Below are 19,942 nucleotides of genomic sequence, written 5' to 3' on the forward strand. Positions count from 1 at the left end.
GTCAGAAAGTGGCTTGAAGGTTGAAGTGCAGGCGCGATTCCTGTTTCGAGGTGTTCGGCCCTTCGAGTAGCGGGTAGCCCCAGTCGAGGCTGCCGGACAGCCATTTGCTCAGGCTGGCGCGGGTGCCGAGGCCGACGCTGGCCAGGGCGTAATTGGCGTCCTGATCCGGCAGCTCGTCGCGCAGATACAGTTGCGCGCCTTCGGCGAAGGCGTAGAAGCGCCAGTCCTGCATCCACGTGCCGGCGTACTTGGCCAGCGACGGCGTGCGCACTTCCTGGCTGAGCAGCACGCCGTCGTCGCTAGTGCGCTCGGCGGCCAGATAGCCGCGTATTGAGGTGGCGCCGCCGGCAGAGAACTGTTCATTGGAAACCAGTGGCCCGGACGCCAGTTGGAACGCGGCTTTGCTTGCGCTTTGCCAGTCGCTGTCGAAGGTCCAGGTGTAATTGGTATCGCCCTTGACCACGGCGAAGCTCGGCTTGGCGCGGTAGCGTTTGTAGTCGAAGTCTTCGTCGGAGCTGCCGTAGCCGAAAATGCTGCGGGTGGCGGCGACCAGGCTCAGGCCGAGGCCGAGCTGGCTCTTTTCGCTGTAGCGATAGCCGTTGTAGGCGAAGGTGAATGGCGCGTATTGCAGCGGGACTTTGTCGCTTTCGCCGGACAGGGTCAGGCGTTCGTCGAAGTCCTTGAAGTCGATGCCGGCCGACAGTGAGTTCGACCAGTTGCCGCTCGATGGCAGCGTGTAAATTGCCGACACGCCGTAACTGTGACCCTTGCCGAGGACGTTGCTGCCGCCGATGGTGGCGACGTTGCTGTCGGACTGGTAACCGGAGAACTGCACGCTCCAGCGATCCGTCAGCGGCGCGGTATAGGAGCCCGACCAGACCTTGGCGTTGTCGGTTTCCTGCGGCGCGGTGAAGAACGTCAGGTTGACGCTGTGGCCGAGCTGCCAGAGGTTGTTGTAGCCGAGGCTGGTGACGGTGCGCAGCTTTTCGGTGTCGGCGCTGTAATCGTTATTGAGACCGACGCTGGCAGTCCACGGGTTCTGGTCTTCGACCTGCAGATCGACGTCCATGGTGCCGGGACGCTGACCTTCGCGCACCAGCGGCATCACTTGCCGGCCCGGGGTCTTGTTGAGCTGCGCCAGTTCGCCTTGGACCTTGGCGAAGTCCGGCACCTCGCCTTCCTTCAGCGCCGGCACGTCGTCGCGAATGTCCAGCGGCGAGTAGTGTTTGGCCCCGACCACACGCACGCGGCCAACCTTGGTTTCGCTGACCTGCAGATAAACGATGCCATCGGCGACGGCTTGCTCGGGCAGTTCGACGAACACCGATTGGTAGCCGCGTTCCTGATAGGCTTTTTGCAGCGCGTCGCGAGCGCCTTCGATATCCGTGAGGGCTTTTTGCGGGCCGAGAAACGGGTACACCGCCTCTTCAATCGCCCGCGCATCGAGCACGGTGTTGCCGCGCACGAAGTATTCGTTGACGTCGACCAAGCGCTGCGCCGCCGCTTTGTCGGCAGCCTCCTCGGCCAATGCCGGTTGCGCGCCCGCCGTCACCAGCAGCCAGCCCCACAGCGCCAGCCGTGACTTGAAAATCGGTTCCACACTACCCCCTGAATTCGCGATGACCTGTTGGCGTTTCGAACGCCGCGTGTATGGCGTCAATTGCTGGCCGTCGAGGCGCAGGCGTGTTTGCCCAGCCAGGTGTGCAAAAGCGCGAAGTTCAGCGAGAACTCGGGCATTTGCAGCAAGGCACCGCAGAACACTTCGCCGATGATTTTTTGAATGAGCAGCACCGCACGCGGCTCGTTGAGCAGCGTGGCGATGTCGCGACTGAGGGCGTTGAAGCTCCAGACTTTCTGGTTCAGACCAAGACCGACGAACCAGCGGAACAGCAGGTTGTAATTGAGCTGTTCATACAGTTGCTGCTCGCTGGGCACCGAATACAGCAGTTGCAGGAGCAGGATGTGCATGACCGTTTGCGCCGGGATCAGCATGCCGGGCTGGGCATTGAGGTCGTGCATGAGATCACGATGGGCGTCGAGCAGATCATCGATCTGCGGGCGCAGCAGAACCAGTGAATGCCCCGGCGGAATGTAGCTCGACACCTCTTTCAAGGCGCCCTGCCAGTCATCCTGCGAGACGATCCAGACCCACGGCGCGCCGTAGCGATACACCGAAACCGGCTTCTTGCGCGCGGCTTCGACGATCTTCGACAAGCGTTGATCGAGTTCCTGCATGCCCACTTTCGAGTAGCGTTCCATAGTCCCCATTGCCTCACTCCCGGCGTCCCGCCTCGGCTTGTGAAAAGCGCCCCGTTGGGCCCCTCAAGCGCGTTACATAGGCATGACCGGACTGGCGATGTGCTACCGAACTTTTGTCATAAAAGCTTCATTAATGAGCGGAGAGTCTTCAATCGCAGGCAAAAAAAACGGGAGCAGCGATGCGCCACTCCCGTACGTTCAGAGGGTGTATCAAACAATTTATAGCCGCTAACTTTCTTATTGGCTGCCGTCAGAAGTCAGATGAAACCAACCACTCACCGCAATGACAGGCTTCGGCACACCAGGCTGATTACCTGCGTCCATTTCCAGATTGAAAACACATACGGCTTTGTTTGATGCAGGGTCAATGAATGTATTGACCCGCCCCGAGGAGCCTTTGTATTGGGTTTCATGTGTTTGCTCTAACACCGAAAACACCGCATTGGCTTTTTTGAAATCGTAATCGCCGCTTTCAATCGGCAGCGTAAAGTCAAACACATGCGCTAGTCGATTTAGAACTTGATGCACCATGTGGACCTTGACGAAATCTTCCGAGAATTCAAGTTTGAATCTATCCAGGCGAAATTCTTTTTGACCTTCAATCTTCGCACCGGCGGACGATTGAATATGAGCTTCCACTTTCGTATTCATTTTTCAGGCACTCCCAGGCTGTCACTCAAACGAAAGAATATTCGTGCCAGCGTTAAGTTTCTGACGCTAGGCACTGCACTACGTTTTTTTGCTTCTGCCGAAGAATAAATACGCCCAGCCCTGAATACCGTCTACTGTCAGATCTGACAGTAGACAAACAGTAAATAACCAGTTTCGAACTTATCGAAAGAAAGCAGGATTAGCGCGTTACGACGGGTGTACACAAATCAAATGCCCAGTGAGCCTGCTGGCAAAGGCGGTGTCAGCCAGATTGATGTTGGTTCACCGGGCGCTATCGCTAGCAGGGCTAGCTCCTACAGAGGTTTGTTGGTGATTTTGGATCAGGTGTAGACCGGCCAGGTGTCGACGATTTTGCCGCCGCGCACGGCCAGTAGATCGCCGAATTGCAGGAGGACGGCTTCGGTCTGGGTCGGACGCAGGAAGACTTGGTCTTCGATGGTCAGGCCGACGGCGTTCGAACCGTTGACCATCTCCTGATTGGAGCTGCGGCCGTACACGCCATTGCTTTGCAAACCCGGCGGCGATTCGAACTCGGCCATCCAGTTGCCGCCGTAAATGAAGAAGGTCTGGCGCTGGTTGGCGTCCCACCAGGAGAACAGTTTCGACTGGTCATCCAGCGCCGGGATGTTCACCGCGCCGGTGCTTTTCAACACCGGGGTGGCGATGTAAACCGCCGGCTCGTGCTCCACTAGCGACGGCAAATCATAGTGGGTCGGTTTGAGCATCGCCGTACCCACCGACACCTCAGTGCTGAGTTGCTCGTTTTCATGCATGCGATAACTCGGGCTGCCGGCGGTATTCAGGCACAAGCCGTCATGCCACAACCCGGGGAACTGCTGCCGGGTGAAGTCAACGCAGCGCTGATAAATCACCATGACCTTGGCAAACAGTTCTTCGGGCGAGCCGAGAATCCCCGGCACGCCCATGCCCACGAACGGGTCGTAGCCCATGAACCCGGCAAACTCCAGATGCTGCGGATTGGCGCTGATCAACGTGAGCATCTGTGCCAACACCTGCACATCACTGACCCCACCGCGATGCAGACCGACGTCCAGTTCGATGTTGATGCGCATCCGCGTGCCCAGCCCCTGCGCCAGCGCGAGGTATTGCTGCAAGCGCTCCGGCCCGTCGAGCAGCCACTGCAACTGTTTCGACGGATCGAACGGGCCTTTGTGGCTTTGATAAAACAGCGCTGCCGAACGCACCGGCAACGGCTTGCCGAGCAAAATATCCGACTGCGGGAATGTCACGGCATCGTGATTGAGAAACGGCTGATGGAACGACATCAGTTTTTGCGTGCCGACGCGCTGGGCGATGTAACTGAGCAAGCCTGGCGACGGCAGTGACTTCTCCACCAAGCGCAAGTGCTTGCCGCCACGCTTGACCGAATGCATCACCACGTCGATGTTGTGATCGAGCCGATCCAGATCGATGAGCAACACCGGACGCATTGGGCCTTTGTCCTTCAGCTCTTTGTTCAGCGCGCGGAAGTATTCGCTATACGGCCCACCGCGATCACCCGGCCGCAACCACGCACCGACGCCCACCAGTAAAGCGCCGACACCCAACGTGCCGAGCAGAAAATTGCGTCGATTGACCGCCATCAGCTCACCCCCAGAATCGATGACAAATGCGCATTGAGGAAGCGCCCGTTCGGATCGAGTGCCTGGCGCACATCGACAAACTCACGCCAGCGCGGGTAGAGCGGTTGCAGGTTTTTCGCGTTGAGCGTGTGCAATTTGCCCCAGTGTGGGCGACCGTTGTACTTCCAGAAGATCGGCTCGACTGCCGCAAAGAAGTTGTGATGATCCATCTGGTAATGCTGGTGCACCGAGATCGAACAGCTGTCGCGGCCCTCGAACATGCTCAGCGGAATATCGTCGGCCTTGACGTAGCGATACTCGATGGGAAACCAGGTGCGCAGATCCTTGTCCTGAATCAGTTTGAGAATCTCGCGCAGGCAGGCCGGGCCGTGTTCGGCGGGCACTGAATATTCCATCTCGTTGAAACGCACGGTGCGCACGTTGGCGTAGATGTCGAACGAGTCGCCGACGCGGTCATCGAAACTGGCCAAATGGCGCAGGCTGTTGAGCATCGTGCGGCGCAGGTCGGGGAAGTCGCTGCCGTACTTGTCGATCTTCTCGATCAGGGTGACGAACTCGTTGCCGCCCTCCTCTTCAGGCGGGATCGGCGGCGTGGCCGGGTCGTCGGTTTCGTTAAGGGCGATGGACAAGGCGTAGTCGGAATGAGTGACGACGAGCATTTCCCAGTGCTGGTTTTCCCTGGTGTTCTTGTCGATGTCTTCGAGCAGCTCTTCGGTCTTGGCGATCCACTGGCGTTCGCGCAGGCGATAGGCCGGGCGGTTTTGCAGGCGGATTTTCGTCGCCACGCCGAGGGCGCCAAGGGAAACCCGCGCGGCGTTGAAAACGTCCGGATGACGCTGGCTGTCGCAGTCGAGCACCTCGCCGCTGGCCGTGACCAGTTGCATGGCGCAGACGTGGGCCGAGTAGGACTGGAAGTTTTTGCCTGTGCCGTGGGTCGAGGTCGAGATCGCCCCGGCGAGGGTTTGATAATCGATGTCGGCCATGTTTTGCAGGGCCTGGCCGATATCTTTCAACGGCATGCCCATGCGCGACATCGGTGTGCCGGCGGCGAATTCGGCTTGCAGGGTTTTCGCGTCGTGATCGAGCAAGCCGTTGAAGTAGCTCAGCGACAACAGCGTGCCGTCGGTGGGCACCAACGCGCTGAAGGAATGCGCCGAGCCAACCGGGCGAATCTTGCCTTGGGCCTGCTGGATGACGCTGACCAGTTCATCGAGATTCTTCGGTGCCAGCCGCGCCGCTGGCAGGCAACTCTGTGCGCCTGACCAGTTGCGCCACGGAATCAGCCGGGGCGCGCGCATCAATTGGCCCAATGCCGGTTGGCTCGCCAAAGCACTGAACGCGCCGACGATACTTGCCCGTTGCAACAACTGACGCCGTGTCAGATCCATCGTCATGCCGGGCACCTTATTGTGGGAGGGGCTGGTCGGCCATGAAGCCGATCAATTGCAGGAACTGTTCTTCCGAGCATTCGACGCACTGGCCCATCGGCGGCATGCCGTTGTAACCGTTGATGGCGTGGTCGAGCAGCGTGTCGGTGCCCTGCCGGATGCGCGGATCCCAGGCGTTGCGGTCGCCGGTCAGCGGTGCGTTGGCCGCCGGGTTGGCGTGGCAGAGTTGGCAACTGTTGGCGTAGATCTGCGCCAGTGCCGGGTCTTTGGGCATGGCGTTGCTGTTGGTGCTGGCCGCGGGTTTAGGGTCTTCGCCGCAACCGGGCAGCGTCATGGCCAACGCCAGTAATAATGTCAGTCGGATTGCCCGCATAACGGCCTCGCTTATTGTTGTGGTCACACCTTAAGGCAGGCGGGTCGGCGGGTTGAGGGCATTGCCGGACAGTGAGGGGGGCAAACGGGGCCAGCCCATTACCTGAAGATGATCGTTCCCACGCTCCGCGTGGGAATGCAGCCCCGGACGCTCTGCGTCCGCTTGGAACGCGGAGCGTACGTTGAGGCATTCCCACGCAGAGCGCGGGAACGATCATGTGTGGATGCCCGCTCTGCTGTGCGGTTTCGCGTGACATTCGGGTGACATTTGCGGGTTTAAATTTCGGCGCATTCAGGCGTATAACCTGTAGAGACTTTTTTGATCTGCATGCGGACATCAACACGGGGTAGCGACATGACCACAGCAAACATCCTTGGCAACCTGTTCCCTTCTGTCAGCGACATCCCGGAAAAATACCGCCTCGACGCTCAGGTCGAGCAACGTGAATACCTCGTCGACGGCCAGTTGCGCCGTTGGGACGGCCCGCTCGCCACCGTGCGCAGCTCGGTGTATCTGCACGGTGAAAACGGCGACGAACAAGTCATCCTCGGCAGCACGCCGCTGCTCGACGCCGACACCGCCCTCACCGCTCTCGACGCCGCCGTCCGTGCTTACGACCGTGGTCAGGGCCTGTGGCCGACCATGCGCGTGGCTGAGCGCATCCAGCACGTCGAAGCCTTCCTCGGCCGCATGCGCCAGCAGCGTGACGCGGTGGTGAAGCTGCTGATGTGGGAGATCGGCAAGAACCTCAAAGACTCGGAAAAAGAATTCGACCGCACCTGCGACTACATCGTCGACACCATCAATGCACTCAAGGAACTCGACCGCCGCTCCAGCCGTTTCGAGCTGGAACAGGACACACTCGGCCAGATCCGCCGCGTACCGCTCGGCGTTGCACTGTGCATGGGCCCTTACAACTACCCGCTGAACGAAACCTTCACCACGCTGATCCCGGCGTTGATCATGGGCAACACCGTGGTGTTCAAACCGGCCAAACTTGGCGTGCTGCTGATTCGTCCGTTGCTCGAAGCGTTCCGCGACAGCTTCCCGACCGGCGTGATCAACGTGATCTACGGCAGCGGCCGCGAAACCGTCAGCGCGCTGATGGCCAGCGGCAAGATCGACATCTTCGCCTTCATCGGCACCAACAAGGCCGCCAGCGACCTGAAAAAACTCCACCCGAAACCGCACCGCTTACGTGCCGCGTTGGGTCTGGACGCAAAAAACCCCGGCATCGTCTTGCCCGAAGTCGATCTCGACAACGCCGTCAGCGAAGCCGTGACCGGTTCGCTGTCGTTCAACGGCCAGCGCTGCACCGCACTGAAAATTCTCTTTGTGCATGAAGATGTGGTCGACAGCTTCATCGAAAAATTCAACGCCAAACTGGCCACGCTGAAACCGGGCATGCCGTGGGACAGCGGCGTCTCGCTGACGCCGCTGCCGGAATCAGGCAAGGTCGATTATCTGCACGGGCTGGTGGCCGATGCGCGCAGCAAGGGTGCGGAAGTGGTCAACCCGAACGGCGGCGAATCCCGCGAGTCGTTCTTCTACCCGGCGGTGCTGTACCCGGTGAACCCGCAGATGCGCGTCTATCAGGAAGAGCAGTTCGGCCCGGTGGTGCCGATCGTGCCGTACCGTCATCTCGATACGGTGATCGATTACGTGCTGGAATCGGATTTCGGTCAGCAGTTGAGCATTTTCGGCACCAACCCGGTGGCGGTCGGTCGTCTGGTCGACACTTTTGCCAACCAGGTCGGGCGGATCAACCTCAATGCCCAATGCCAGCGCGGCCCGGACACTTACCCGTTCAACGGGCGCAAGAACTCCGCCGAAGGCACGCTCTCGGTACACGATGCATTGCGGGTGTTCTCGATCCGGACGCTGGTGGCGACCAAGTTCCAGGACAGCAACAAGGATTTGATCAGCGAGATCATTCGCGGGCGTGATTCGAGCTTCCTGACCACTGATTACATCTTCTAAGCGGATTGGCAATAAACGCAGGAACGGTCATTAGCTTAGCGTCTAAAGCCGTAAAGCCCCCGGCCATTCAGTGTCTACACTGACCCCAGCGCTGCGCTGGATGCCGGGAGGTGGATCGTGCTTGATTACTTCGCGTTGGGTTTGTTGGTGTTTGTGGGGCTTGTGCTGTTTTACGGGATCATCGTGCTGCACGATATTCCGTACGAGATTGCCGTTCACCGGAAACACCCGCATCAGGATGCGATCCACGCCACCGGCTGGGTCAGTCTGTTCACCTTACATGCGCTGTGGCCGTTTCTGTGGATCTGGGCGATGGCCTATCGCGAAGATCGCGGCTGGGGTTTTGGTGACGGCAAACCCGTGCAGAACCACGTGCTGCGCCTGGAGCAGCAAGTTCTCGAACTTCAGAGTCGTCTTGAGCGACTTGAAGCGCAGTCGTTATCTGCGCCTGACAACCAGGGGCGCTGAGCATGGATCTGCTGCTCATCCTGACGTACGCCGCGTTCTGCGTTGCCCTGTTCAAAATCTTCCGGATTCCGCTGAACAAATGGACCGTACCCACGGCTGTTCTCGGCGGGGTGCTGATCATTGGCGCGCTGATTTTCACCATGAACTACAACCATCCTTACTCTGAAGTGGCGCGCTCCTACTTCGTTTCCGTGCCGGTGATTCCGATTGTCAGCGGCCAGGTAATCGAGGTGCCGGTCAAGGGTAATGAGCCGCTGGAAAAAGGCGATGTGCTGTTTCGCATCGATCCCACGCCGTTTCAAAACCGGCTGAAATCGCTCAAGGCTCAATTGGTCGCCGCCAAGGGTGATCGCTATCGCATTACCGAACTGATCCGGCGCAATTTCGGCACCCAGCGCGAACTGGATGCCGCCATTTCCCGCACCGATGATCTGCAGGCGCAACTGGACAACGCGCAGTTCGAGCTGGACAACACCGTCGTCCGCGCACCGAGCAAGGGCTTCGTCACCCATGTGTCATTGCGACCCGGGATGATGGCGAGCAAGTTGCCGCTGCGTCCGTCGATGGTGTTCATTCCCGAGGAAGGCCAATACTTTGCCGCGTGGATGCGCCAGAACAGCCTGCTGCGTCTGACGGTGGGCGATGAGGCGGAAGTGGCGTTCGATGGCATTCCCGGCAAAGTCTTTGCCGGACGGGTGAAGAGCGTTATTGGCGTGATTGCCGAAGGTCAGGTCCAGCCTTCCGGCACCTTGATCGGCTACACCGGTTCGCCCCCGGCGGGACGGGTGCCGGTGATCATTGAAATCACCGATCCCGATTTTGCTCAGTACAGCAAACTGATGCCGGGCGGTGCCTATGGGCAGGCAGCGCTGTACAGTCAGCATTTTCACCACATCGGCGCGATGCGCAAAATCCTTCTGCGTATGGCAGCATGGATGAATTACATTTTTCCTTTCCATTGATCTGAACCTGAGAGGCCCGCACTGAGTATTATCAGCCACCACCGACTGCCGCCGCTGTTGCGCCGAATCCTGCGTCCGCTGCTGGATCCGTACCGGCGCTACCGCCACGCCCGATTGATCCATGCCGTGCGCGTCGCCCTCGGATTGCTGGCAACGATCCTGCTGACCACCGGCATCAACCTGCCCCACGGCGAATGGGCCTCGGTGACCATGCTGGTAGTGATCGGTGGTTTGCAGCACCACGGCAACATCGGCAAAAAAGCCGCCGAACGCGCCACGGGGACGTTGATCGGCGCCGGCGTCGGGCTTTTGTTGGTGGCGCAGCAGGCGTGGCTCGGCATGCCGTGGCTGACGTACTTTGCGATGGCGGTGGTCTGCGGGTTCTTCTCCTATCACGCGATTGGCAAGGGTGGGTACACCGCCCTGCTTTCGGCGATCACGGTGTTCATCGTCGCCGGGCATGGCGACAACCCGATCACCGATGGGCTGTGGCGCGGCGTCGACATCCTGATCGGCATCGCCTTGGCACTGGCCTTCTCTTTCGCCTTGCCGCTGTATGCGGTGTATTCGTGGCGCTACAACCTCGCCGATGCCTTGCGCGACTGCGCCACGGTGTACGGGCGGATCATCAGCGGTCAGCCGGTGAGCGCCGATGAACATTTGAAATTGATGGGTCGCCTCGGCACGGTGATGGTGCAACTGCGTTCGCTGATGCCGTCGGTGTCCAAGGAAGTGAAGATTTCCATGACCGAACTGGATGCGATCCAGCGCAACCTGCGCATGTGCATCAGCACCCTGGAAATCCTTGGCAATACCCGACCAGACATCAATGACCCCGAAGCCATGCAGCATCTGCAAACGGCATTGAAAGCCGAGCACCGGCAGATTCGCGTGCAACTGATCGGCATGGCGCGGGCGCTGAAAACCGGCGCGGCGCAACGTCTGGATCGGCCGTTGGAGTTACCGGAGGCGAGCCTCGACGCGCCGGTGTACAGCGCGCTGGATGGCTACCGATTGCTGACCCGGCAATTGGCAGCCAACATCGGCGAAATGCGCCAGCGCCTGGCGAAAACCGCGCCGCACTGGAAGATATGAACGAGCAGCGTTAATTCCATGTAACAAAGCCGACATGATCACTACAATGCGTGTTCGCAATGGACGTGACATGGATGCTTAGATGCTGTTCAGGAAGAATATCAACGCGCTACGCGCACTCGCCGTGCTTTCGGTGGTGCTGTTTCACTTCAGGATTCCGGGGTTTGCCGGCGGATTTGCTGGCGTCGATGTGTTTTTCGTCATCTCCGGTTTCCTGATGACCGGCATCATTTTCAACGGACTGCAGCAACAGCGCTTTTCTCTGCTTGGCTTCTATGCGTCGCGGGCGCGAAGAATCATCCCGGCGCTCGTCACCTTGTGCCTGGCGCTGCTGATCTTTGGCTACGTTTACTTGCCGCTGGAGGATTTTCGCGAGTCGATCCGCACGATCAAAAGCAGCCTCTTGTTCAGCTCGAATTTCCTCTTTGCCCAAGACGGCAACTACTTCGATGCGCCGGTCCACGAAAACTGGTTGCTCCACACCTGGTCACTGTCGGTGGAGTGGCAGTTCTACTTGCTCTACCCCGTGCTGATGATGGGGCTGTACCGATTACTGGGGGTCGACAGAAGCAAAATCGCCCTGCTCGCGCTGGCGGCAATATCCCTCACAGCATCGGTCTGGCTGAGCAAAACCCATCCGGTGTTTGCGTTTTACATGTTGCCGACACGCGCATGGGAAATGATCGCCGGTGGCTTGGCGTTTCTATTTCCGCTGATCCTGAGTCGGCGTAACAGCCTGCTCTGTGAAGTTCTGGGTCTTCTGGCGATTTTGTTCAGCGTGGTGGCTTTCTCGGAAGAGGATCTTTGGCCCAGTTACCTGGCCTTGCTCCCGGTGATCGGAACGATGCTGGTGATCTACGCCAACAGCGAGTCGCTCTTCAGCCGAAGCCATGCTCTGCAATTCATCGGCAGCATTTCATATTCGGTTTATCTGTGGCACTGGCCGCTGGTGGTGCTGCTGTATCTCTGCGGTTTGCTCGGCAGTTGGCCGCATGTGGCCGGCGGCATCATGCTTTCGTTCGTGCTGGGAGCGCTTTCCTACTACCTGGTTGAAGCGAAAGTTGCGCGAATGACGAGCGCGCCCAAAACCCTGTTGAAATTTGCCTCGCTGGTCGTCGGGGTCATCGGCCTGTCCGCCGCCACCGCTTCGCTAGTCAAGAAGTACCCGGAGGCGCGATTGGCCTTTGTCGATTTGGGACAACCCGAGTACACCAGCAAGCTGTATTCGCAAGAGTGCTACCCGAATAGCTTCGGGGCGGCTGACTGCAAGTTGGGCACGGGCGAAGTGTCGGTGATTCTGTTTGGCGACAGTCATGCCCAATCGACGGCCGCTGCCGTACAGCTAAGCAATCCAAACGCCGCATTGTCCTGGTCGCGCGGTGGTTGCCCGACCTTGCAGAACTTTGAAATGCGCGACAAGCAACTCCAAGACCAGTGCCGGGCCTTCAACGATGAAAAACTTGAAGTGCTGAAGACCCAATACCCAGGCGTTCCCGTAGTGCTGTTCAGCCGCGCGGCGCTGTATGCCGATCCGCAACGAAACAACAGTTACCGCATTCACTTTGCTGACCACCCGCGGGTTGGCGACGCGGCCTTCATCAATGCCTACATTGCCGAATACAGCAAAACCGTCTGTTCGATTGCGCAACACCATCCGGTCTATATCGTCCGGCCGATCCCGGAGATGCCGTTCAGCGTCTACAAGGGCCTCAATCTGAATCAGCGCCTGTTCCGGCACACCGCCGACATCTCGACTCCGCTGGCCGATTATGAGAAGCGCAACCGGCTCGCCAATCTCACGATTGAGGCAGCCGCCAGCCATTGCAACGCCACGGTGATTGATCCGACACCCTACCTTTGCCGTGAAGGCCAATGCATGGGCTCGCGCAACGGAGTGCCGTTGTATTTTGATGACAACCATCTGGTCGATGCCGGTAACCAGCAACTGAAAGACCTGTTCAAAGCGGTGCCGAAGAACATCTAGGGCCGTGCGACAGCGCGGGCTCCGGCTTTGAAACCCCACCCCTGTTGCATGCCGGCGGCGGCCAGCAGGATCGCCGCCACGCCGACCCATTGCAGGGTCTCCAGACGATGGCCAAAGGCGAACCAGTCGACGAAAATCGCCGCGATCGGGTAGATGAACGACAGTGCACCGGTTAACGCCGTCGGCAACTTCTGAATCGCACCGTACAGCAACACGTACATCAAACCGGTGTGGACGATGCCCAGAGTAATCAGACTGGCCCAGGCATTTGGCGCCTGCGGCAGTGCACTGAAGTGCGCGAACGGCGCCAGCAACAGGATGCCGGTGCACACCTGAATCAGCGCGATCAGGTGCGGTGGCGTGCCGGTCAGACGTTTGATGATCAGCGCGGCAATCGCGTAAAGAAACGCCGCGCCCAGTGCCAGAGCAATTCCCGCCAGATAATCGTCGCCGCTCTCGCCTTGCGCGCCGTGGGCACTGACAATCGCCAGCATCCCTGCGAACGAAATCACCAGCCAGAACAGCTTCTGCAGGGTGATTTTTTCACCGAGAAACAGCGCCGCCAGCCCCACGAGCATGAATGGCTGGACGTTGTACACCGCTGTGCCGATGGCAATCGAGGCCCGGGAATACGAGGCGAACAGCAGCACCCAGTTACCGACAATCGCCACCCCGCTGAGCACCGCAAGCAGGAACGTGGTGCGGGTCAGAATGCCCGGGCGCAGGAAACCGAATGCCGCGCAGATCAGCAACAACGTGCCGGCACCGAACACGCAGCGCCAGAACACCACATCGAACACCGGTTGCCCGGAGACCAGCACAAACCAGCCAATGGTCCCGGATATCAGCATGGCGGCCGTCATTTCCAACGAGCCGTGGCGCAGTGTTTTGTCCATCATTGATCTCCTGTCTTTGTGGCAAAAGTATGCCGATCCGTCGCAGGGGCCTTCCAGCGCTAAAAGCAGGCTAAACTCGTCTTCTGCCTTTTTTATCGCGGGTGATTTTCATGAATCGCCTAATGCTGGAGATTTGTTATGACTGACGACATTGATCAGATCCTCATTGGTGCGTTGATGGAGGATTCGCGGCGTTCGCTCAAGGCCCTGGCGCAGATCAGCGGCTTGTCGTCACCGAGTGTGGCCGAGCGCTTGCGCCGACTGGAGGAACGCGGTGTGCTCAAGGGCTACACCGTGGAGATCGATCCGAAGTGCTTCGGCTATCAGTTGCAGGCGATCGTGCGAGTGCGCCCGCTGCCGGGGCAATTGCAGGAAGTCGAACGGCAGATCCTGGCGATTCCCGAGTTCACCGAGTGCGACAAGGTTACCGGCGAGGACTGTTTCATCGCTCGTTTGCATGTGCGTTCGATGGAACAGTTGGACACCCTGCTCGACCGCCTCAACAACATCGCGGAAACCAATACCGCGATCGTCAAGAAGACCCCGGTCAAACGCCGTCTGCCGCCGATGGCCTGAGTGCTTTTTCCGCACGTTCCGCGTAGATTGAGGTTTTTCCGGCGAAGGATTGGCGGTGATGAAAATTCAGGCAATGGTGCTGGCAGCGTTGACGCTTGCCGGTTGCGGGACGGTGCAGACCGTGGTGCGCAGTGATCAGGCTGCGGTGGACAGCCTCAAGGAACAGAGAAGTTATTGCGGGGCGGTGCCAAGAATCTACAGCGGCCTCGCCTACGACTTCTGTAGCTTGCATGCCCCTCTGGGCAAAGGCATGGATGCCGATGATCACAAAAATGCGGCGATTCCTGTGGTATTGATCGATGCCGTGGTGTCCGGGGCGCTCGACACGCTGTTGCTGCCCTACACCGTCTATAAGCAGCAGACTGAAGGCAGCATCGTGATCAATTGATCGAGTGTTTGCGCAGACAACAAAAAACCCGCCTAAGCGGGTTTTTCGTTATTTCACTGATGGCTATCAGTCGTCGCGGCTCATGATGCCGAAGATCTGCAACAAGCTGATGAACAGGTTGTAGATCGATACATACAGGCTGATAGTCGCCATGATGTAGTTACGCTCGCCGCCGTGGATGATGGCGCTGGTCTGGAACAGGATGCACACCGACGAGAACAGCACGAAACCTGCGCTGATCGCCAGTTGCAGGCCGCTGATCTGGAAGAAGAAGCTTGCCAGCGTTGCACCCAGCAGGACGAAGAAACCGGCGGTGATGAAGCCACCGAGGAAGCTCATGTCCTTACGGGTGATCAGCACGTAGGCCGACAGACCACCGAACACCAGCGCGGTCATCGCGAATGCCGAGCTGACCACTTCAGCGCCGCCCTGCATGCCCAGGTAACGGTTGAGGATCGGGCCGAGCAGGAAACCCATGAAACCGGTCAGCGCGAACGCGGACACCAGGCCCCACGCGGAATCACGTAGTTTGTTAGTGAGGAAGAACAGCCCGTAGAAGCCGATCAGCACCACGAAAATGTTCGGGTAGCCGACGCGCATCTGCTGAGCCACGAAAGCCATCACGCCGCTGAATGCGAGGGTCAGAGCCAGTAGGCCGTAAGTGTTGCGCAGGACGCGGCTAACCTCTAGCTGCTCAGCCTGCACGCTGTTATTAACTGCGTAATCCTGTTCGCGCATGGCGACACTCCTGTTGGTTTGAAACGTTCAGTCGCAAAGATCATAACAGACGCTCTGTAACAAGCCATGCAGAGAGTTTGACAGTGTGTTTCATTCAGGTATTATGGCGCCCGCAACGCAACGGAGGTGTGGCCGAGTGGTTTAAGGCAACGGTCTTGAAAACCGTCGACTGTAACAGGTCCATGAGTTCGAATCCCATCGCCTCCGCCATATTCTGTACCGACAAAGCCCTGATTATTCAGGGCTTTGTCGTTTCTGCAGTACAGGGTTTTTACTGCATCATTTCAGATTCGTTTCCGCATCATTTTGAGCATTTCGGCGACCCTGCCTCTTCAAGGCCCTTCTTCAGCGGCCTTTCAAGTAAATGTAAAACGACCATTAACCCGTATGCCATCAAACCAATCATAGCCACAAGGCAGGTTAGCTCCAGGAATTACCACCTAACCGTGGCCCCAGCCGCAGCCACCCGGTACCGGTCACCATGGTCTGTAGCAACTTGGACGCCCTCATCTATCTGGCGCAGGCAGCCGAGGTATTACGTGCATACCAGATTTTGCTGTGAAAGACGGTTCGGCGGATGGTCGTCCCGCCCACCTGCCTTTTGTCGCCGCCCTCTTATTGGCCATTCAGGATATCGGTAAGCTCTGAAGCCGCGAAGTCATATCAGCTTCGAGCATCTGCAGGAAAACTTTCACTCTAGCCGGAACATACTGGCGCGTCGGGGTGACGGCCCAGACAGACAACTGTTCCATACCGCCATCAGTTAACTGGATTTCCTCCAGAGAACCGTCTCGCAACTGGGGCAGAACGTCCCAGTACGCGAGCATCGCAATGCCCAGGCCTTCAATTGCAGCATCGCGTACGGCGCCGACGTTACTGATCATCACCCGCCCCTGTACTCGCCGCCGAACGATCTCGCCGTTCACCACAAAAGGCCATTTCGGTACAGCCTGAAGAACAATGCACGGGTGCTGATCAAGCTCCGCTACGGTGGAGGGCGTGCCGTGCTGTCGCAGATAGTGGGGGGCCGCACAAAGAAGGCGGGGATTGGGTGCGATACGCCTGGCAACCAATTCGGAATCGGCCAGAGGCGCAACGCGCAGCGCGAGGTCGAATCCGCGCCCCACCAGATCGACTACTGTATCGGAAACGTCGAGTTCCACCTGTAGATCAGGGTATCGCTGCAGCAGTTTCGGCAACATGGGCAAGACGATGGACTGTCCAAAAACGCTCGGTGCCGTCATCCGCAGCAACCCTGTCACCCGGCTCGACGAAGGCTGTAACTCCCGCAGCGCACTCTCCTCGGCCTCGATCATGGTATGGGCATAGGGCAGGAATGCTTCCCCCTCGGCAGTGAGCGACACTGCCCTGGTGGTGCGTTGAAACAGCCGCACACCCAATTCCTGCTCGAGCGCAGTGATACGCCGTGACACCTGCATGGGCATCACATCCATTCTGCGCGCCGCATCCGAAAGGCTGCGCGCGGTCGCGACTGCAAGAAAAATGCGCAGGTCAGTTGTCAGCATGATTACATCCTTTTTTGTTATGCCGGCTTCACGCAAAGCTGGCTTGGTCGAGCCCAAGCACCGCCGTACTATCCACGACAGCAGGCAATTACGCCCTGGTACGCTTAGAAACGAGGTGCAGCCATGAACCACTCGACCCCATCGATTTTAACGCCTTACGATATCAAGAATCTCACCCTCCGCAATCGCTTGGCGGTCGCCCCCATGACTCGCGTCAGCGCCACGCAAACCGGCGTGGCGACCGACGCAATGGCGCGCTATTACGAGCGCTTCGCCGAAGGCGGATTTGGATTAGTCATTACCGAAGGGATCTACACTGACCAACGCTTTTCCCAAGGCTACCCCTTCCAGCCAGGCCTGACGGACGCGGAACAAACCCTCGCATGGCGAACGGTCACAGACCGAGTCCACGCTCAAAAAACGGCTATCTTCGCGCAACTCATGCATGCCGGGGCTCTGAGCCAAGGGAATCGCTTCACCCAGCAAACCGCCGCGCCCTCGGCGACTCGTCCCAAAGGCGAGCAAATGCGGTTCTACTATGGAGAAGGCCAGTATCCGGTGCCCACTGCGATGACGGACGAAAACATCGCTGATGCCATTGCTGGCTTCGCTCAGGCTGCAAAGCGTTCAGTGCTGGATGCGGGCTTCGATGGTGTCGAGATACATGGAGCGAATGGTTACTTGCTTGACCAATTCCTCACCGATTACACCAATCACCGCAATGACCGCTGGGGTGGCAACACGCAACAACGCATCGGGTTGATTCTGGAAGTCATCAAAGCCGTCCGGGACACCTTGGGGGCTGTTCCCGTCGGCGTTCGGATCTCTCAAGGCAAGGTCAATGATTTCGGGCACAAGTGGTCGAACGGCGAGCACGATGCGGAAGTCATTTTTGGCTCCCTCAAGGATGCCGGCGTCGACTACATCCATGTGACCGAATACGAGGTGTGGCAACCTGCTTTCCTCAGCAGCACAGAAAGCCTGGTTGCGTTGGCACGTCGTCATGCGCCCGGGGTCGTGTTGATCGCAAACGGCGGCCTGCATGACGAGGAACACTTCGACGCCGTGCGGGCCGATGGCGCAGATATCCTGGCCATCGGCAAGGCAGCGCTGGCAAACCCAGACTACCCCAACCGCCTGGCCGACCGCCGTCCTCTGGCAGCGTTTGACGCGTCGATTCTAGGCCCTATCGCAAATATCAAGGAAAGCGAGCTCGCCATGTAAGTTACTGACAGGTTCTTGAGGCGGCCTGCTGATAACACGCTTTTGGTCAATTTCAGCCAGTTAAGACAGTCAGTCATCGGCCGGTAGCTGCCGCTCACGAACGGCGGCTTTCGGCCAATAGCTGACCGTCAGCATACTCCGCCTCAAAGAACTCCTGATCTATAGTCACTAAAGAGTCCATAGGGCGCGGTAAATTTGGGCATGCTGGAGCATTTTTTCCGACTCGCTGGAGGACAGCCCTTCTGTGCAACACCTGCCACTATTTGTACTTGGGGTATTATCAAGCCTGATTTTAGGTTTGAGTGCTTGGGTCCTTTTTCACATAGGCCTAATCTGGCTTATGTGCGGTACACAAGGGATTGCAGCCGGTGTGCTTTTGACGATCAATTGTGTGAGAAAAAGACGTCAAACTGGCGACATGCTCAGTACATGAGTTCATCGAAGTGCCGGCCTTTTGCTGAGGCTGGAAGCGTTAAAGCAGATGTTCTCTATCAGTCTATGCAACTGTTCGGGGTGCGGCGGCGTGCGGTCAAAAGCGGACTTTGAGTCAAAGCCTAAAATACGGCTGCTCGTCCTAGTCTCGGCCCCCTGTTACTCATCCCAACCTAGCTCGGCGTAGGACATTTGGTCATGCTCGGGAAAGTTTGTCTGGTATTCACCCCATTCCATGAAGGCATAGTATTTGGTCATCGCCTCGAAGTAACTGTCAGCTTCGATTGTCCAGATCATTTGGGAGTTTGCTGAAAGTAAATTGCGCGCGTCATCGCCGTGATTACCTGCCAGGCAGAAAGTCTGACAACCATCGGGTTCCAGCCAAAGTTCATGTTTCAGACTCATAGCTCGTTTTTGCCCGCTCTCATTGCGATGGCTGCCGCATAAGCATCATTGCCGATCCCGACTTGGCCCCACACCTCACGTTCTTCTCCGCCTTGACGGTCATATTGTTCATCAGCATCCCAAAGAGTGAGTATCTGGTTCGGAAAGCAGTACTCATACCGGTCGAATTCATGGGGGCCGGAGGCGTCCGAGCCAGCCATCAGTGAAAACAACTCAGCCGCAGATGTAGCAAAAACATCCACTCCCTTAAACGTGAAGTTGAGTTGAGAATTCCCGGAAACGCCTATGAACTGGACTTCATCGCTAGGGCCGTACTCAAGCTGGATTGAAGATTCGCAGAAATAATCGATGCGGCCATTGGACCACTCAAGCTGGAATCCACTCACAGACATCGCTGCCCTTGCTGCGGTACGTGAAGCGCCAAGCCGGGCGGGACCGATTGCTTCCAGTGGCGAAATTTCAAAAACGGGCATTCGGAAGACTTCCTAAAATGGACAACCTAATCGTTACTCAGGTGCGATTTCAACATGTTAAAGCGTAGTTCCTGAAGGCCGCTATTGGCCCTAGGCGACTCATGCTGAGATGTATCTTGAAAGCAGGCGTTCGAATCCCATCGCCTCCGCCATATTCTTTACCGACAAAGCCCTGATTATTCGGGGCTTTGTCGTTTCTGGGGTTTGCTGAAAATGTCCAGCGGACGGGCAGCCATAGAGCGTTCTGCGCAGTAGGTAGGGCAAATCACCCGAGTAGAAAAAATGAATTAGCCGCTTGCCCGATCGGTCAAGAATTATGAACGCAGTAATTCTGACGAGGTGACAGCAATGACTATCCAGGCAGAGACACTCGTACAACTGACCGAAGCGCTCCAGGAGCGAGGCATGAATCTGGTTTCAGATGTGCACTTCACTCGCGCTCCCTATCGCTACAACCACCGCTGGATTTGCATCGTAGAGTGACCATGCTCATTGCCGG

The 19,942-nt window shown here is 58.1% G+C and carries 19 protein-coding genes and 1 tRNA gene; 9 read left to right on the forward strand and 11 right to left on the reverse strand.

All coding sequences use genetic code 11. The features are described 5' to 3' along the window. Position 1 precedes the first annotated feature (1 nt). The 6 genes from ACQ4OE_RS04385 to ACQ4OE_RS04410 all read right to left on the reverse strand — a co-directional run bounded on the left by ACQ4OE_RS04385 (position 2) and on the right by ACQ4OE_RS04410 (position 6,296). The gene (locus ACQ4OE_RS04385) at positions 2 to 1,600 is read right to left on the reverse strand and encodes a ShlB/FhaC/HecB family hemolysin secretion/activation protein (RefSeq protein WP_430945835.1); all 1,599 of its coding nucleotides are present in this window, start codon (positions 1,598 to 1,600) and stop codon (positions 2 to 4) included. Between the two features lie 56 nt (positions 1,601 to 1,656). Then, positions 1,657 to 2,259, reverse strand: a complete 603-nt coding sequence (locus tag ACQ4OE_RS04390) for a transposase (RefSeq protein WP_430946043.1) — start codon at positions 2,257 to 2,259, stop codon at positions 1,657 to 1,659. A 237-nt stretch (positions 2,260 to 2,496) separates the two neighbouring features. Further along, positions 2,497 to 2,910, reverse strand: a complete 414-nt coding sequence (locus tag ACQ4OE_RS04395) for a hypothetical protein (RefSeq protein WP_430945836.1) — start codon at positions 2,908 to 2,910, stop codon at positions 2,497 to 2,499. A 341-nt stretch (positions 2,911 to 3,251) separates the two neighbouring features. Next, the gene (locus ACQ4OE_RS04400; RefSeq protein ID WP_430946044.1) at positions 3,252 to 4,460 is read right to left on the reverse strand and encodes a DSD1 family PLP-dependent enzyme; all 1,209 of its coding nucleotides are present in this window, start codon (positions 4,458 to 4,460) and stop codon (positions 3,252 to 3,254) included. A gap of 74 nt (positions 4,461 to 4,534) precedes the next feature. After that, positions 4,535 to 5,863 carry a D-arabinono-1,4-lactone oxidase gene (locus tag ACQ4OE_RS04405; protein WP_430946045.1) on the reverse strand — a complete coding sequence of 443 codons (1,329 nt, stop codon included), beginning with the start codon at positions 5,861 to 5,863 and terminating at the stop codon, positions 4,535 to 4,537. A gap of 76 nt (positions 5,864 to 5,939) precedes the next feature. Beyond that, positions 5,940 to 6,296 carry a c-type cytochrome gene (locus tag ACQ4OE_RS04410; protein ID WP_430945837.1) on the reverse strand — a complete coding sequence of 119 codons (357 nt, stop codon included), beginning with the start codon at positions 6,294 to 6,296 and terminating at the stop codon, positions 5,940 to 5,942. A gap of 354 nt (positions 6,297 to 6,650) precedes the next feature. On the opposite strand from ACQ4OE_RS04410, the gene ACQ4OE_RS04415 reads away from it, so the two are divergent. From ACQ4OE_RS04415 to ACQ4OE_RS04435, 5 genes are all read left to right on the forward strand, one after another. Further along, positions 6,651 to 8,276, forward strand: a complete 1,626-nt coding sequence (locus tag ACQ4OE_RS04415; protein WP_430945838.1) for an NADP-dependent glyceraldehyde-3-phosphate dehydrogenase — start codon at positions 6,651 to 6,653, stop codon at positions 8,274 to 8,276. A gap of 117 nt (positions 8,277 to 8,393) precedes the next feature. After that, positions 8,394 to 8,744 (forward strand): DUF3302 domain-containing protein, encoded by a 351-nt coding sequence (locus ACQ4OE_RS04420; RefSeq protein WP_430945839.1) that lies wholly within the window; start codon positions 8,394 to 8,396, stop codon positions 8,742 to 8,744. Between the two features lie 2 nt (positions 8,745 to 8,746). Next, positions 8,747 to 9,706: an HlyD family secretion protein gene (locus tag ACQ4OE_RS04425; protein ID WP_122595722.1), complete on the forward strand. Its 960-nt coding sequence runs from the start codon at positions 8,747 to 8,749 to the stop codon at positions 9,704 to 9,706. 54 nt (positions 9,707 to 9,760) lie between these two features. Next, positions 9,761 to 10,801, forward strand: a complete 1,041-nt coding sequence (locus ACQ4OE_RS04430) for an FUSC family protein (RefSeq protein ID WP_205933199.1) — start codon at positions 9,761 to 9,763, stop codon at positions 10,799 to 10,801. A gap of 82 nt (positions 10,802 to 10,883) precedes the next feature. After that, positions 10,884 to 12,785: an acyltransferase family protein gene (locus ACQ4OE_RS04435; RefSeq protein ID WP_430945840.1), complete on the forward strand. Its 1,902-nt coding sequence runs from the start codon at positions 10,884 to 10,886 to the stop codon at positions 12,783 to 12,785. Here ACQ4OE_RS04435 and ACQ4OE_RS04440 read toward each other — a convergent pair. After that, positions 12,782 to 13,681 carry a DMT family transporter gene (locus tag ACQ4OE_RS04440; RefSeq protein ID WP_430945841.1) on the reverse strand — a complete coding sequence of 300 codons (900 nt, stop codon included), beginning with the start codon at positions 13,679 to 13,681 and terminating at the stop codon, positions 12,782 to 12,784. The genes ACQ4OE_RS04435 and ACQ4OE_RS04440 overlap by 4 nt on opposite strands. Before the next feature lie 138 nt (positions 13,682 to 13,819). Between ACQ4OE_RS04440 and ACQ4OE_RS04445 the strand changes: the two genes are divergently transcribed. After that, positions 13,820 to 14,257, forward strand: a complete 438-nt coding sequence (locus tag ACQ4OE_RS04445) for an Lrp/AsnC family transcriptional regulator (RefSeq protein WP_122595719.1) — start codon at positions 13,820 to 13,822, stop codon at positions 14,255 to 14,257. Between the two features lie 58 nt (positions 14,258 to 14,315). Further along, entirely contained in the window at positions 14,316 to 14,645 is a 330-nt protein-coding gene (locus ACQ4OE_RS04450; protein ID WP_430945842.1) for a YceK/YidQ family lipoprotein, read from the forward strand. Positions 14,646 to 14,711: 66 nt separating this feature from the next. On the opposite strand, the gene ACQ4OE_RS04455 is transcribed toward ACQ4OE_RS04450, so the two are convergent. Continuing rightward, positions 14,712 to 15,383, reverse strand: coding sequence for a Bax inhibitor-1/YccA family protein (locus ACQ4OE_RS04455; protein ID WP_008081508.1), 672 nt, complete (start codon positions 15,381 to 15,383; stop codon positions 14,712 to 14,714). Between the two features lie 122 nt (positions 15,384 to 15,505). Here ACQ4OE_RS04455 and ACQ4OE_RS04460 point away from each other — a divergent pair. Beyond that, positions 15,506 to 15,593, forward strand: a tRNA-Ser gene (locus ACQ4OE_RS04460). Between the two features lie 416 nt (positions 15,594 to 16,009). On the opposite strand, the gene ACQ4OE_RS04465 is transcribed toward ACQ4OE_RS04460, so the two are convergent. Next, positions 16,010 to 16,909, reverse strand: a complete 900-nt coding sequence (locus ACQ4OE_RS04465) for a LysR substrate-binding domain-containing protein (RefSeq protein WP_430945843.1) — start codon at positions 16,907 to 16,909, stop codon at positions 16,010 to 16,012. Between the two features lie 123 nt (positions 16,910 to 17,032). Here ACQ4OE_RS04465 and ACQ4OE_RS04470 point away from each other — a divergent pair, with 123 nt between their 5' ends. Next, on the forward strand, positions 17,033 to 18,133 hold the full coding sequence (locus ACQ4OE_RS04470; RefSeq protein WP_430945844.1) for an NADH:flavin oxidoreductase: 1,101 nt from the start codon (positions 17,033 to 17,035) through the stop codon (positions 18,131 to 18,133). 591 nt (positions 18,134 to 18,724) lie between these two features. Here ACQ4OE_RS04470 and ACQ4OE_RS04475 read toward each other — a convergent pair. After that, the gene (locus ACQ4OE_RS04475; RefSeq protein WP_430945845.1) at positions 18,725 to 18,970 is read right to left on the reverse strand and encodes a hypothetical protein; all 246 of its coding nucleotides are present in this window, start codon (positions 18,968 to 18,970) and stop codon (positions 18,725 to 18,727) included. Then, positions 18,967 to 19,443, reverse strand: coding sequence for a hypothetical protein (locus ACQ4OE_RS04480; RefSeq protein ID WP_430945846.1), 477 nt, complete (start codon positions 19,441 to 19,443; stop codon positions 18,967 to 18,969). Before ACQ4OE_RS04480 ends, ACQ4OE_RS04475 begins: the two co-directional genes overlap by 4 nt. Positions 19,444 to 19,942 lie beyond the last annotated feature (499 nt).

It is taken from the genome of Pseudomonas sp. WC2 (assembly GCF_050586545.1).
Classification (GTDB): Bacteria; Pseudomonadota; Gammaproteobacteria; order Pseudomonadales; family Pseudomonadaceae; genus Aquipseudomonas.

Excerpts from the sequence above, each read along its gene's own strand:
- ACQ4OE_RS04390 (WP_430946043.1), bottom strand. The coding sequence starts at position 2,259 with ATGGAACGCTACTCGAAAGTGGGCATGCAGGAACTCGATCAACGCTTG.
- ACQ4OE_RS04395 (WP_430945836.1), bottom strand. The coding sequence starts at position 2,910 with ATGAATACGAAAGTGGAAGCTCATATTCAATCGTCCGCCGGTGCGAAG.
- ACQ4OE_RS04410 (WP_430945837.1), bottom strand. The coding sequence starts at position 6,296 with ATGCGGGCAATCCGACTGACATTATTACTGGCGTTGGCCATGACGCTG.
- ACQ4OE_RS04415 (WP_430945838.1), top strand. The coding sequence starts at position 6,651 with ATGACCACAGCAAACATCCTTGGCAACCTGTTCCCTTCTGTCAGCGAC.
- ACQ4OE_RS04425 (WP_122595722.1), top strand. The coding sequence starts at position 8,747 with ATGGATCTGCTGCTCATCCTGACGTACGCCGCGTTCTGCGTTGCCCTG.
- ACQ4OE_RS04435 (WP_430945840.1), top strand. The coding sequence starts at position 10,884 with ATGCTGTTCAGGAAGAATATCAACGCGCTACGCGCACTCGCCGTGCTT.
- ACQ4OE_RS04440 (WP_430945841.1), bottom strand. The coding sequence starts at position 13,681 with ATGGACAAAACACTGCGCCACGGCTCGTTGGAAATGACGGCCGCCATG.
- ACQ4OE_RS04445 (WP_122595719.1), top strand. The coding sequence starts at position 13,820 with ATGACTGACGACATTGATCAGATCCTCATTGGTGCGTTGATGGAGGAT.
- ACQ4OE_RS04450 (WP_430945842.1), top strand. The coding sequence starts at position 14,316 with ATGAAAATTCAGGCAATGGTGCTGGCAGCGTTGACGCTTGCCGGTTGC.
- ACQ4OE_RS04455 (WP_008081508.1), bottom strand. The coding sequence starts at position 15,383 with ATGCGCGAACAGGATTACGCAGTTAATAACAGCGTGCAGGCTGAGCAG.
- ACQ4OE_RS04465 (WP_430945843.1), bottom strand. The coding sequence starts at position 16,909 with ATGCTGACAACTGACCTGCGCATTTTTCTTGCAGTCGCGACCGCGCGC.
- ACQ4OE_RS04470 (WP_430945844.1), top strand. The coding sequence starts at position 17,033 with ATGAACCACTCGACCCCATCGATTTTAACGCCTTACGATATCAAGAAT.
- ACQ4OE_RS04475 (WP_430945845.1), bottom strand. The coding sequence starts at position 18,970 with ATGAGTCTGAAACATGAACTTTGGCTGGAACCCGATGGTTGTCAGACT.
- ACQ4OE_RS04480 (WP_430945846.1), bottom strand. The coding sequence starts at position 19,443 with ATGCCCGTTTTTGAAATTTCGCCACTGGAAGCAATCGGTCCCGCCCGG.